15 protein-coding genes and 1 riboswitch are annotated in these 12,443 nt (G+C 73.5%); of the genes, 9 read left to right on the top strand and 6 right to left on the bottom strand.

What is annotated here, in order from left to right:
• The 3 genes from AC3WRM_RS07420 to gcvP all read left to right on the top strand — a co-directional run bounded on the left by AC3WRM_RS07420 (position 1) and on the right by gcvP (position 4,286).
• Positions 1-462, top strand: coding sequence for a bifunctional nuclease family protein (locus AC3WRM_RS07420; RefSeq protein ID WP_492247634.1), 462 nt, complete (start codon positions 1-3; stop codon positions 460-462).
• A 172-nt stretch (positions 463-634) separates the two neighbouring features.
• Complete coding sequence (locus AC3WRM_RS07415; RefSeq protein WP_253024968.1) at positions 635-1,225, top strand: MerR family transcriptional regulator; 591 nt, start codon at positions 635-637, stop codon at positions 1,223-1,225.
• A gap of 32 nt (positions 1,226-1,257) precedes the next feature.
• Positions 1,258-1,346: riboswitch (glycine riboswitch) on the top strand.
• Between the two features lie 78 nt (positions 1,347-1,424).
• Complete coding sequence (gene gcvP / locus AC3WRM_RS07410; RefSeq protein WP_492247635.1) at positions 1,425-4,286, top strand: aminomethyl-transferring glycine dehydrogenase; 2,862 nt, start codon at positions 1,425-1,427, stop codon at positions 4,284-4,286.
• A gap of 21 nt (positions 4,287-4,307) precedes the next feature.
• Here gcvP and AC3WRM_RS07405 read toward each other — a convergent pair whose 3' ends face one another.
• A complete protein-coding gene (locus tag AC3WRM_RS07405; RefSeq protein WP_492247636.1) occupies positions 4,308-4,643 on the bottom strand; it encodes a DUF4333 domain-containing protein in 336 nt (111 codons plus the stop codon).
• A gap of 117 nt (positions 4,644-4,760) precedes the next feature.
• Between AC3WRM_RS07405 and AC3WRM_RS07400 the strand changes: the two genes are divergently transcribed.
• From AC3WRM_RS07400 to AC3WRM_RS07390, 3 genes are read left to right on the top strand one after another with little or no spacing between them, the layout of a single operon-like run.
• The gene (locus AC3WRM_RS07400) at positions 4,761-5,144 is read left to right on the top strand and encodes a hypothetical protein (protein WP_492247637.1); all 384 of its coding nucleotides are present in this window, start codon (positions 4,761-4,763) and stop codon (positions 5,142-5,144) included.
• Positions 5,141-6,421, top strand: coding sequence for a WXG100 family type VII secretion target (locus AC3WRM_RS07395; protein ID WP_492247638.1), 1,281 nt, complete (start codon positions 5,141-5,143; stop codon positions 6,419-6,421). The genes AC3WRM_RS07400 and AC3WRM_RS07395 overlap by 4 nt, the downstream gene beginning before the upstream one ends.
• 46 nt (positions 6,422-6,467) lie before the next feature.
• The gene (locus AC3WRM_RS07390; protein WP_492247639.1) at positions 6,468-6,953 is read left to right on the top strand and encodes a hypothetical protein; all 486 of its coding nucleotides are present in this window, start codon (positions 6,468-6,470) and stop codon (positions 6,951-6,953) included.
• An 18-nt stretch (positions 6,954-6,971) separates the two neighbouring features.
• Here the strand turns inward: AC3WRM_RS07390 and AC3WRM_RS07385 are convergent, their stop codons facing one another.
• Genes AC3WRM_RS07385 through sigK form a run of 4 tightly spaced genes read right to left on the bottom strand, consistent with a single transcriptional unit; the run spans position 6,972 to position 9,644 of the window.
• The gene (locus tag AC3WRM_RS07385; RefSeq protein WP_492247640.1) at positions 6,972-7,508 is read right to left on the bottom strand and encodes a hypothetical protein; all 537 of its coding nucleotides are present in this window, start codon (positions 7,506-7,508) and stop codon (positions 6,972-6,974) included.
• Positions 7,509-7,535: 27 nt separating this feature from the next.
• The gene (locus AC3WRM_RS07380) at positions 7,536-8,303 is read right to left on the bottom strand and encodes an alpha/beta fold hydrolase (RefSeq protein WP_492247641.1); all 768 of its coding nucleotides are present in this window, start codon (positions 8,301-8,303) and stop codon (positions 7,536-7,538) included.
• A gap of 43 nt (positions 8,304-8,346) precedes the next feature.
• Entirely contained in the window at positions 8,347-9,051 is a 705-nt protein-coding gene (locus AC3WRM_RS07375) for an anti-sigma factor (RefSeq protein WP_492247642.1), read from the bottom strand.
• Positions 9,048-9,644: an ECF RNA polymerase sigma factor SigK gene (gene sigK, locus AC3WRM_RS07370; RefSeq protein WP_492247643.1), complete on the bottom strand. Its 597-nt coding sequence runs from the start codon at positions 9,642-9,644 to the stop codon at positions 9,048-9,050. The genes AC3WRM_RS07375 and sigK overlap by 4 nt, the downstream gene beginning before the upstream one ends.
• 151 nt (positions 9,645-9,795) lie before the next feature.
• Here sigK and AC3WRM_RS07365 point away from each other — a divergent pair, with 151 nt between their 5' ends.
• Genes AC3WRM_RS07365 through AC3WRM_RS07355 form a run of 3 tightly spaced genes read left to right on the top strand, consistent with a single transcriptional unit; the run spans position 9,796 to position 11,255 of the window.
• Entirely contained in the window at positions 9,796-10,479 is a 684-nt protein-coding gene (locus AC3WRM_RS07365) for an alpha/beta hydrolase (protein WP_492247644.1), read from the top strand.
• A gap of 1 nt (position 10,480) precedes the next feature.
• Positions 10,481-10,846 carry a hypothetical protein gene (locus AC3WRM_RS07360; protein WP_492247645.1) on the top strand — a complete coding sequence of 122 codons (366 nt, stop codon included), beginning with the start codon at positions 10,481-10,483 and terminating at the stop codon, positions 10,844-10,846.
• Entirely contained in the window at positions 10,839-11,255 is a 417-nt protein-coding gene (locus tag AC3WRM_RS07355) for a hypothetical protein (RefSeq protein WP_492247646.1), read from the top strand. Before AC3WRM_RS07360 ends, AC3WRM_RS07355 begins: the two co-directional genes overlap by 8 nt.
• Positions 11,256-11,259: 4 nt before the next feature.
• Here the strand turns inward: AC3WRM_RS07355 and cobA are convergent, their stop codons facing one another.
• Positions 11,260-12,441 (bottom strand): uroporphyrinogen-III C-methyltransferase, encoded by a 1,182-nt coding sequence (gene cobA, locus AC3WRM_RS07350; protein ID WP_492247647.1) that lies wholly within the window; start codon positions 12,439-12,441, stop codon positions 11,260-11,262.
• Positions 12,442-12,443: the final 2 nt, after the last annotated feature.

Raw genomic sequence — 12,443 nt, 5'->3', positions numbered from 1 at the left:
GTGCGCGAGCTCGACGTCCTCGGCGTACGGGTCGAGATGCCCACCAAGCAGCCGCTCGTGCTGCTGCGCGAGAGCGAGGGTGCCCGCTACCTCCCGATCTGGATCGGCGCGGTGGAGGCGTCGGCCATCGCCTTCGCCCAGCAGGACGAGGAGACCCCGCGTCCGCTGACCCACGTCCTCATGCAGCGGATCGTCGAGGCGCTGGGTGACGAGCTCACCGAGATCCACATCGTCGACGTCGACGACGGCGTGTTCTTCGCCACCCTCGTGTTCGCGTCGGGGGCCACGGTCGACGCGCGTCCGTCCGACGCCATCGCGCTCGCGCTGCGGTGCGGCGCACGGATCCTCTGCGCGGAGGACGTGCTGGACGAGGCGGGCATCGCGTCGACGCGCGAGGAGGACGAGCAGGTGGAGCGGTTCCGGGCGTTCCTCGACCACGTCGAGCCGGACGACTTCGCCTGAGCGGGTCGTCGACACCAACCCTCAACCCTCACGCAAGGGTTGCGACACGCCGTCGCAGTGATTGACCGGAGTCCCCGCCGGGCCTACCGTGAGAGCACTGCCGCACGCGAACACCGTTGTAGTTTCGCCGAGGTGGTCTTCCCCCTCACCCTTGTCTGGAAGGCGAGACCCGATGATCGAGCGACGCGACGACGACACGACGGCCCTGGAGGCCGCCGAGGCCGCGGCGCAGGCCGGCGACCAAGGCCTGCTGTTCACCGACGACGTCGAGCCGCTCCCGCGCGACACGGGCTTCCGCGGTCCGACCGCCTGCAGCGCGGCCGGCATCACGTACCGCCAGCTCGACTACTGGGCCCGGACGAAGCTGGTCGAGCCGACCGTCCGCTCGGCGACGGGCTCGGGCACGCAGCGCCTGTACTCCTTCAAGGACATCCTGCTGCTCAAGATCATCAAGCGGCTCCTCGACGCGGGCGTCTCGCTGCAGCAGATCCGCACCGCGGTCGAGCACCTGCGCGAGCGTGGCACCGACGACCTGACGCAGGTGACGCTCATGAGCGACGGCGCCAGCGTCTACGAGTGCCGCTCCGCCGACGAGGTCATCGACCTGCTGCAGGGCGGCCAGGGCGTCTTCGGCATCGCCATCGGCGGTGTGTGGAAGGAGATCGAGGGGTCGCTGCACGAGCTGCCCAGCGAGCGCTCGGTCGCGCCCGAGACCGCCGACGACGAGTTGTCGGCGCGTCGTCGCGCCCGACTGACCAGCTGACCGGCGCCACGCTGGTACCGTAGGACCGCTGTCGACCACGCGTGGGAGAGATCGCCCAGGCGGCGCCGAAGGGGCAATTCCTCCCCGGAACCTCTCAGGCACCACGGACCATGCGGACGAGGCCATCCTGGAGCGCACGCCACCGTGCGGACGTGACAGGAGGGGAGGGAAACCAGACCTCGATCCCTGGAGTCCCTGCATGTCCTCTGACGCCCCCTCGACCAGCCCGCTGACGGCCCCGACCGACGTCTTCGTCGACCGTCACATCGGCCCCCGTGCCAGCGACCAGCAGGCCATGCTGGAGCGCATCGGCCACACCTCGCTCGACTCGCTCATGCAGGCGGCCGTCCCCGAGTCCATCCGGGCGACCTCGGCCCCGGCGCTCCCCGCGGCGCTGAGCGAGCAGGCCGCGCTCGGCACCCTCAAGGCCCTGGCCGCCCGCAACAACCCGGGCGTCTCCATGATCGGCCTCGGCTACCACCCCACGGTGACGCCCGCCGTCATCCGGCGCAACGTGCTCGAGGACCCCGCCTGGTACACGGCCTACACGCCGTACCAGCCGGAGATCTCCCAGGGCCGTCTCGAGGCGCTCCTGAACTACCAGACGATGGTCGCCGACCTGACCGGCCTGACCACGGCCAACGCGTCGCTGCTCGACGAGGGCACGGCGGCCGCCGAGGCGATGACGCTCGTGCGTCGCGCCGCCCGTGGCAAGGACCTGCGACCGATCGTCCTCGACACGCGGCTCCTGCCGCAGACGCTCGCCGTGGTGCGCACCCGCGCCGAGGCCCTCGGCATCGACCTCCTCGACGTCGACCTCGGCACCGACGACGTGCCCGCGGACGTCGCCGGCGCGATCGTCGCCTACCCGGCGGCCGACGGTGCCGTGACCGACCCCTCCCGCACCATCGAGGCGGTCCACGCGGCCGGCGGGCTCGCCGTCGTCGTCGCCGACCCGCTCGCCCTCGTGCTCCTGCGCTCGCCCGGGTCGCTGGGCGCCGACGTCGTCGTCGGCTCGTCGCAGCGCTTCGGCGTCCCCATGTTCTACGGCGGCCCCCACGCCGGCTTCATGGCCGTGCGCGACGGGCTCGAGCGGCACCTGCCGGGCCGCCTCGTCGGCGTCTCGGTCGACAAGGACGGGCGTCCCGCCTACCGCCTCGCGCTGCAGACCCGCGAGCAGCACATCCGCCGGGAGAAGGCGACCTCGAACATCTGCACGGCGCAGGTGCTCCTGGCCGTCACCGCGTCCATGTACGCGGTGTACCACGGCGCCGAGGGCCTGCGGCGGATCGCGCAGCACGTGCACACCGCCGCCACGACCTTCGCCTCCGGCCTCGTGGCCGGCGGGGTCGAGGTGCTCCACGAGACGTACTTCGACACGGTGGTGGCCCGCGTCCCCGGCGAGGCGGACGCCGTCGTCGGCCGCGCCCGCGCCGAGGGCATCCACCTGCGCCGGGTCGACGCCGACCACGTCGCGGTCTCGACCTCCGAGGTGACGACCGTGGCGCACCTGCAGGCCGTCTGGCGCGCGTTCGGCGTGGCCGGCTCGCACCAGGGGCCTGCCGCCGACGCGCTGCCCGAGGCCCTCGTGCGCGACGACGCGATCCTCACCCACCCCGTGTTCGCCGAGCACCGCAGCGAGACGCAGCTGCTGCGCTACCTGCGCACCCTGAGCGACCGCGACTACGCGCTCGACCGCGGCATGATCCCACTGGGCTCCTGCACCATGAAGCTCAACGCGACGGCGGAGATGGAGCCGATCAGCTGGCCCGGGTTCGCCGACCTGCACCCCTTCGTGCCGGCCGAGGACGCCGCGGGCATGATCGAGCTCGTCGAGACGCTCGAGTCGTGGCTGGCCGCGGTCACCGGCTACGCAGCCGTCTCCGTGCAGCCGAACGCCGGCTCGCAGGGTGAGCTGGCCGGTCTGCTCGCCATCCGCGCCTGGCACCGCAGCAACGGCGACGAGCGCCGCGACGTCTGCCTCATCCCGAGCTCGGCGCACGGCACCAACGCCGCGTCGGCCGTGATGGCCGGCATGCGGGTCGTGATCGTCAAGGCCACCGAGGTCGGCGAGGTCGACCTCGACGACCTGCGCGCGGTGTGCGCCGAGCACGCCGACGACCTCGCGGCGATCATGGTGACCTACCCGTCGACGCACGGTGTCTACGAGGACGGCATCACGGAGCTGTGCGACGTCGTGCACGCCGCGGGCGGACAGGTCTACGTGGACGGCGCCAACCTCAACGCCCTCCTGGGCCACGCGGAGCCCGGCACCTTCGGCGGCGACGTGTCGCACCTGAACCTGCACAAGACCTTCTGCATCCCGCACGGTGGCGGCGGTCCCGGCGTGGGCCCGGTCGCGGTGGCCAAGCACCTGGTGCCCTTCCTGCCGAGCCACCCGCTGCACCCGGTCGCCGCGAAGCGCCAGGGCATCGGCGCGATCAGCGCGGCACCGTACGGCTCGGCGGGCATCCTGCCGATCCCGTTCGCCTACGTGTCGATGATGGGCGCGCAGGGACTCACCGACGCGACGTCGGTGGCGGTCCTCTCGGCCAACTACGTCGCCGCCCGGCTGAAGGAGGCCTTCCCGGTGCTCTACACCGGACGCTCCGGGCTCGTCGCGCACGAGTGCATCCTCGACGTCCGCGGCATCACCAAGGAGACCGGCGTGACCGTCGACGACGTCGCGAAGCGGCTCGTCGACTACGGCTTCCACGCACCCACCATGAGCTTCCCGGTCGCGGGCACGCTCATGGTCGAGCCCACCGAGTCCGAGGACCTCGCCGAGCTCGACCGGTTCTGCGACGCGATGCTCGCCATCCGCGCGGAGATCGACCGGGTCGCGGCGGGGGAGTGGCCCGAGGGAGACAACCCGCTGGCGCAGGCTCCGCACGCGGCCCGCGAGCTGCTCGACTGGCAGCACGCGTACCCGGTCGCCACCGGCGTGTTCCCGACCGGCAGCACCCAGGACAAGTACTTCCCGCCGGTCGGGCGCATCGACCAGGCCTACGGCGACCGCAACCTCACCTGCTCCTGCCCGCCGATCGAGGCCTTCGCCTGAGCCGTGGCCCGGCGCGCGGTCTCAGGCCGTGTCGCCGGGCAGCGGCGTGTCGTCCACCTGGATGTCGAACCGCACCCGCTTGCCGGTCACGGACGTGACCGTGAGCGTCAGGCCGAAGCGGGTGTCGCCGTCGACGAGCGTGCAGCGCATGGTGCGGTCGACCTCGCCCACCAGACGTCCGGGACAGTCGATGCGGTCCGGCGCGCGGCCGTACTTCTCGCTCAGGCTGTCCATGACCTGCTGCTCGACCTGCCGCTCGGGCATGCTGCCGACGCGTCCCGCCCCCACCTCGACGCTGCAGGCCGCCGCGAGGAGGAGGGCGGCCAGCACGAGCATGGTGGCCGTGCGACGTCCCATGGCGCTCCTCCGAGGTCGGCTCGGGCACCCACGATACCCACGCCCACGCGGGAGGACGTGACCTGCACCCGAGACCTGGACTAGTGTCTGACATGTTCGTCCAGAGGGGGTGGGGTCATGTCCTTCGAGGTGGCTCCGACCGAGCTGCGCGCGGCGGCCGAGACGCTGCGCACCGAGGTCGACCCGTTCGCCGGGTTCCTGGTGCTGCAGGTCTGCTACGCCGACACCGCGCTCGGCCACGTCGAGCTCGACACCTGGATGACGACGATCGCCGAGCAGGTCGACGACGCCGCCGCACAGCTCCGCGAGGCCATGGTGGGCATCGCGGGCGCCCTTGACTACGTCGCGTCGCGGTACGAGAGCACCGACGACCAGGTCGCGCAGTGCTTCGCCCAGGACCCGATCACGGCGCTGGGCCTGCCCGAGGGCTTCGACCCCGGGCCGCCGCGGATCGGCCCGGCCGTCCCGCTGCAGGGATCGGGCACGGGAGGACAGCCGTGACGCTCGTCGGCGGCGCGTCCCTCGGCAGCACCGACGACCCCGCGGGGCTCGTCGTCGGCAGCGTCGAGACCGTCGAGAGCATCGCCACGCGGTTCTCCGACACCGCGAGCGACGTGGAGAACCGCCGGACCGCCCTGTCGCGGGTGCGTGCCTCGTCGTGGACAGGCGTCGCGGCCGACGCCTGGGAGACGCGGATGGACGAGGAGCTGACCCGGTTCACCCGGCTCGTGGAGGTACTGGAGACCGCCGCGACCGCGTTCACCGGCTACGCCGGCGCCCTGAGGACGGCGCAGGACCGCGCCCGCGAGGCCATCGAGTCCTGGGACCGGGGGGAGCAGGCCACCGAGACCGCGACCCAGGCGTTCAACCGCGACGTCGACGCCTACAACGACGCGATCCGCACCGGTGGACCGCTCCCGCCGCACCCGGGCACGTTCGTCGACCCCGGCCAGGACCTGCGCGACGAGGCCGAGCAGATCCTCTCCGACGCGCGCGACACCCTCGACGCGGCGGGAACCGACGCCGTGCGGGCGCTCGGCGGGCTACCGGGGTCGCGGACCGAGGGCAGCAGCAGCTGGTTCGGCGCCGAGGGCGAGGTGTCCGGCCCAACCTTCACCTGGGACGCCTTCTCCCAGGCGTTCGGCGACCGACGCACCGGCGACTACCGCGATGCCGAGCACAGCGACGCGGGCCTCAGCTTCGGCAGTCTCAGCGGCGACGCCTGGGTCTTCCGCGCGCAGGGAGGCTGGGAGGACTACATTGCCGGGGGCCGTGCCACCGCCGACGGCGAGTTCCGGTTCCTCACCGCCGACGGATCGGCCAGCGGCAGCCTGACCCCCGAGGGGCTGCGCCTCAACGCCGACGGCACGCTCACGCTGGTCGGCGCCTCCGGGCAGTTCGAGCACGCCTGGGAGCACGGTCACTACGGAGCGTCCGCCGAGGGGTCCGTCGAGGCGTCGGCCCAGGGGCACGCCGACATCGGGGCGACCGGTGCCCACGTCGGGGGCGAGGTGTTCGCCGGCGCGCGGATCGCCGGGGACCTCGAGGGCGGGCTCTTCGGCATCACCGCCCGTGGCACGGCCGAGGGCTGGGCCGGCGCGGGCGCCGGGGCCGACGGCGTGCTCGGCTACGATGACGGCGTCTTCCGGCTGAGCGGGTCCGGCGGAGCCGCCTGGGGGCTGGGTGGCAAGCTCGGGCTCGACCTCGAGGTCGACGTCCCGGAGCTCGTGGAGTCGCTCGACAGCGGGGTCACCGCCCTGCAGGAGCTGCTCCCGTGACCATTCCCGCGACCGCCCGCGTGACCGCTCGAGGAGAGGACCGGCCGTGGCCCAGCTGCCCATCGACCTGACGTTGAGGCTGCCCGACCCCGCGTGGCTGGTGGCCGACCCCGCCGAGCTCGGCCTCCCCGGTGCGGCGTTCGCGGCCACCCGGCCCGAGCCCGGCGCCGTCTTCGCACCCCTGCTCACCGTGTCGGGCGGTCTGCGCGACGCCGCCGAGGACGTGGCCGTGGTGGCCGACGAGTCCCTGGCCGTGTTCGCCGAGCAGGTCGAGGACGCCGAGGTCGTCGGCCGGGTGACGTCGGGGACCCCGACGGCGCCCGGGGTCACCCAGGTGCTCGCCGGCCGGGCGCCGCTGCAGGGGCGTCAGCGTGAGGTGCGGCAGGCGCAGGTCGTGGCGACGGCTCCGACGAGGGACGCGGACCGTCGCGCGGTCGTCGTCTTCACGCTGACCTGCCTCGCCGAGCAGCTCGCCATCCTCGGCCCCCAGCTCCAGTCGTTCGTGGCGTCGGCGCGCCCCGAGGGCGCCTGAGCGGTCGCCGCCCCCGCGTCAGCCCGGCGGGAGCACGCCGGTCAGCCAGAGCACCAGGACCACCAGTCCGCCGATGACGAGTCCGCCGACCGCGATGCCGGCGAACACCAGCCCGACCAGCTCGGACGAACCGAGGGCCACGCGCAGACCCACCTGGCGCGCCGCGAGGGTGATGAGCTCGCGTCCCTCCTGGGGAGCGAAGCGCAGGTCGGCGACCTTGACGGGCATGCCGTGCTCGTCGAGCCCCCAGACCTTCTCGACCCCGAGCGCGATGGTGCGTCCCCGCTCGACCGACGCGGAACCGGCCAGTGCCGGTGCTCCCGCGACCCAGTCGACACGGCGCACGACGTCGGTGATGGCGACGGCGTCACCACGGGGTCGTACCTCGTGGATCACCGTCCGCTCGATCCCGGCCTGCCCGAGGACCGTCCGCCAGCGACGGTCGGCGAGGTCGAGCCGCAGGTCGAATCCGTCGTCGACGACGTCCACGACGTACGGCGTGTCCTCGACCGCGTCCCGGACGGCCTGCAGGAGGAGGTCCATGGCGGGCGTCATGCGCTGCTCCGGCTCATGGAGCCGATCCTAGGACGCCGTCGGCACCGACGCGGTCTGCCACCACGTGACCACGCGGTCCACGACCACGCCCGGGTGCTTCACCCAGCGCACGTGGTCCGTGCTGCCCCCGTCGGGCACGGCGTCGCGGGTGTAGACCCACCGGGTGACGGCGGCAGGGTCGAGGAACTGCTCCACGAAGCGCTTGTTGGCAGCGGACACCGCGTACGCGTCACCCTGCAGGTGCACGACGAGCGCGGGGGTGGTCACCGGCTCGCGCACCTCGAAGGGTGGGCGTCCCGTCCGGACGAAGTGCGCCCACTCGCGCATCAGCGTGCGCGCACCCGGTGCCCCGAAGGCCGGCTTCGGGAGGTGGCCCAGCCCCTGCGTCACCAGTGGGATCGCCGACGCGAAGGCGAGCATGGGCAGGCCGCCGTAGGGGTAGAAGCGGTGGTGCGGGGTGGAGGCCCCCACCATCACCAGCCCGTCGGCGTGCACCGTGGTGTCGTCCCGCTGCTGGAGCCCGACCGCCAGCTGGGCGCCGAGGCTGTGTCCGAGCACCAGCACGGGGCGCGCGGGCTCGGCCCTGCGTGCAGCCCGGACTGCGTCGGCGAGGTCGTCGATCTCGTCGGCGTAGGACCAGTCGTCCGCCCGCGACGCCGTCCGCCCGTCGGGCTCGAACCCACGCCGGCCGAGCGCCTGCGCCGACCAGCCGACGTCCTCGAACGCCGCCACCAGCGGTCGGTAGAAGCGGGACGGGACCGCCATGGCGGGGGAGACGAGGACGTGCGGGTTCACGTCGTCCATGGTCGCGCAGGTGTCCGGCGGGTCGGCCGAGGGGTCAGGCCGGCATCGCGGCGACCGGATCGGTCGTCGGGGCCGGCGAGCCGCCGTCGGGCTCGACCGTCACCGCGAAGGCGTCGCTGCCCGCGATGTCCTGGGCGTAGAGCATGCCGGCACCGCTGCCGAGCACGCCCAGCGACCGCGGCACACCGTCGTGCATCGCCCACACCTGGTAGACGTGCCCGTCGTCGAGCTGCTTGAGGTCCGAGCCCATCACGACGGCGGCGTCGTGCGAGGGGGACGCGACGACGCGCATGGTGCCGCCGGTGCGGACCTTCCCGTCGAGCATGGTCGCGTCGCCGGCCACCATGACCGCGCTGATCCGCGCGGAGTCGGCCTGCAGGTCGTCGGCTCTGTTGTGCTCGGAGACGTAGCCACCGATCGCACCGGCGGCCACGAGGACGGACGCGGCGACCAGGAGCCGAGGACCGGCGCGGCGGATGCGGCCCCGCTGGGCGAGCGTCGTGACGACCGGGCGCTCCTGCGCGGTCGCGCTGACCTCGGACAGCAGACGCGCGCGGAGCGCGGGCGGCGGCGTGTCGGCCTCGGCCTCCGCGAGGCGGAGCGCCGTGAGGTGGAATCCGCGCAGCTCCTGGCGGCACTCGGCGCACTGGTCGAGGTGTCCCTCGAACCGGGCCCGCTCGTGCGGGTCGAGCGCGTCGAGTGCGTAGGGCGCGGCGAGGGTGTGCAGATCGTGCGTCATGAGACCTCCACTCCCATGCAGTCACGCAGACGCACGAGTCCGTCGCGCATGCGCGTCTTGACGGTGGCAGGGTTGGCGCCGAGCACCTGTGCCACCTCGGCGTACGTGTATCCCTGGTAATAGGCGAGGTTCACGGCCTCGCGCTGCAGCTCGGTCAGGCCCTCGAGACAGCGCCGCACCTGCTCGTGCTCCAGACGGACGGTCACCGTCTCCAGCACCTGGTCGTGGTCGACGCCGGGCGACCAGTCATAGCTGTTCTCCCGGTTGGTCGCCGCCTGGTCGTGACGCACTGCGTCGACGGCCCGGCGGTGCGCCAGGGTGAGCACCCAGCTCTTGGCGGTCCCGCGGGCGGGGTCGAACCTGGCGGCGGTCTGCCAGACCTGGAGGAACACCTCCTGGGCCACCTCCTCGGCGCGCGCGGGGTCGCGGATGACGCGACGGGCCATGCCGAAGACCGTGGCACCGAGGGCGTCGTAGAGCGCCGCGAACGCGCTCTCGTCGCCGCGGGCGACACGGACGAGCAGGTCGTCGGGGTCGACCGCGGGCGCGGTCTCCGGAACCGCGGCCAGGCGATCGGCTGCTGACTGGCTCATGCGCGACTCCTTCCCGAACAAGCTTCTACGGGCCATTCGCGGCTGCCTCCGGGGTGGATGGGTCGAGCGGGGAAGAGTTCTCGGTCACATCCTAGGGAGCGCCTCCCATCCTCCGGCTGCAGCCTCAGGGCCGCTGTGTCACGGTGGCCAGATGAGCGAGGAACCGCGCGAGCCGCGGCTGGACGTCATCCACCGTCCGGACCAGCCGCGGGCCGTGGTGCTGGTCCTGCACGGCGGTCAGCAGCGCAGCACGCAGCCCGTGCGCAACCGCAACGCGAGCTGGTGGCGCATGCTGCTGGTCGCCAAGGCGCTTCGGCCGGTGGCCCGTCGCGAGCAGCTGGCCGTGCACCTCCTGCAGCACCGGGTGCGTGGCTGGAACGACGACCGCGACCCGTCGCCCGTGCGAGACGCCCGGTGGGCGCTCGACCGGCTGCGTGAGCAGCACGGCGACCTGCCGGTGGTCCTCGTCGGTCACTCGATGGGCGGACGCACCGCGTGCCGCACGGCGGACGACTCCTCGGTCGTCGGCGTCGTCGGCCTCGCGCCGTGGCTGCCCGCCGGCGAGCCGCACCGCGCGCTCGCCGGGCGGGCGCTGCACGTGCTGCACGGACCACACGACCGGTGGACCTCCGCCGCCCTGAGCCGGACCTTCGTCGAGCGTTGCCGTCCGATCGCGACGGAGGCGACGTGGACGGCGCTCCCGGGCGCGGGGCACTACATGCTGCGCCAGGTGTCGGCCTGGAACGGCTTCGTGGAAGACTCGACCCTGCGGATCCTCGGCGTCGACGCGCGGGAGGCCCGCGACACCGACGAGCCGACCAGAGGACCAGCCTGACGTGACCGACACGATCGCCTACGGCGTCGCCCTGCTGGCGCTGCTGGTGGCCGTGTTCGCGGCGACGCACACCGTGCGGGACGCCCCGTTCGGGAACCCGCTCTTCTACGCGGTGTCGGTGCTGGAGCTGGTCCTGCTCGTCGTCATGGTCGGCGGCTTCGTGGCGCTCGCGCAGACCGACCGCGACGTCTCGGGCGGCCTGTACGTGTCGTACTGGCTCACGGTGGTGGTCCTGCCGCCGGCCGCGGTGCTGTGGGGGATCGCCGAGAAGAGCCGGTGGGGCACCGGCGTCGTCGTCGTGGCACTGCTCACCGTCGCCGCCCTGATGGTGCGGCTGCTCGGGATCTGGAAGGGGACCTATGTCTGAGCACACCTCCTCCGAGGACGGCGCCGCCGGCCGGACCTCGACCGGACCGGGCCGGGCGCTCGTGGCGGTCTACGCGGTCTTCGCGATCGCTGCGACGGCGCGCTCGGTCTACCAGCTGGTCGTCAAGGCCGACGAGGCGCCCGTGGCGTACGCCCTCTCGGCGCTCGCCGGCGTCGTCTACGTCCTCGCGACCTACGCTCTCGCCACCGACCGGCACCGCCTCGCCGTGGGAGCCGTGCTGTTCGAGCTGGCCGGCGTGCTCGGGGTCGGGCTGCTGACGCTCCTCGACGGCGGGCTGTTCCCGGACGCGACGGTGTGGTCGGACTTCGGCGCCGGGTACGGCTACGTGCCGCTCGTGCTGCCGTTCGTCGGCCTGTGGTGGCTGCACCGCACGCGCGGCCCGGCCTGAGTCGTCAGCGCCAGGCGGGGGAGAGGCGCACGACCTCGCCCACCACGGTGACGGCGGGGGAGCCCACGCCGACCTCGACGCAGCGGTCGGCGATCGTGGCCAGCGTGCCCACGGTGACGCGCTGGTCCGGGGTGCAGCCGCGCTCCACCACGGCGACGGGCGAGCTCTCGGGGTGTCCTGCGGCGACGAGGGTCGCCGCGCTCTGGGCGAGACGGCGCACACCCATCAGCATGACGATGGTGTGGTCCGGCGACGCGGGGAGGTCGCCGAGCTCGTCGTGCGCGGTGACGACGCTGAAGCCGGTCGCGACGCCTCGGTGGGTCACGGGGATGCCGGCAGCCGCCGGGACGGCGATCGCGCTCGTGACGCCGGGGACGACCTCGACGGGCACCCCGGCCGCCTCGCAGGCCTGACGCTCCTCGCCGCCGCGCCCGAGCACGTACGGGTCGCCGCCCTTCAGCCGGACGACGAGCTTGCCCGCGAGGGCACGGTCCACGAGGATCCGGTTGATCTCGTCCTGCGGCACCGGGTGGTGGTCGGGCAGCTTGCCGACGTCGACCACCTCCACGTCGGGCGCGAGCTCCTCGAGGGCGTCCAGCGGCGCGAGCCGGTCGACGACGACGACGTCGGCCTCGGCCAGCAGCCGTCGGCCGCGCGTCGTCAGCAGGTCGGCGTCACCCGGTCCGCCGCCCACCAGGGCGACCGATCCCTCGGGGTGGTGGGTCCGGTGCCGCAGCGGCAGGTCACCGGTCTGCAAGGCCGCGGCGACGGCGTCGCGCAGCACCGAGGCGCGGCGCGCGTCGCCCCCGCCGCTCACCGCGACGTGCACGTCGTCGACGGACGCGACGGCCGGCATCCATGCCGTCGCGTGGTCGGGATCGCCACCCTTGAGGCACCAGACCCGCGCCTGCTCCGCGTCGGCGGCCACCTGGTCGTCGACCGCGCTGTCGGTGGCGGTCTGCACCAGCCAGGCACCGTCGAGGTCGCCGGTGCGGTACCCGCGCTCGAGCCAGGTCAGGCGGCCGAGGCCGGCGAGCTCCCGGATGCGGGCGCTCACCTCCGGGGCGACCACCACGACGTCCGCGTCGGCGCCCAACAGGGCGTGGACGCGGCGCGAGGCGACCGTGCCACCGCCGACCACCACGACGCGGCGGCCCTCAGGACGCAGGGTGAGGGGGAGAGGCACGC

Source organism: Aeromicrobium sp. EU05-FHT14F07, assembly GCF_058790455.1.
Note: the sequence above shows the minus strand (reverse complement) of the source record. Positions and strands in the feature narration are given on the sequence as shown.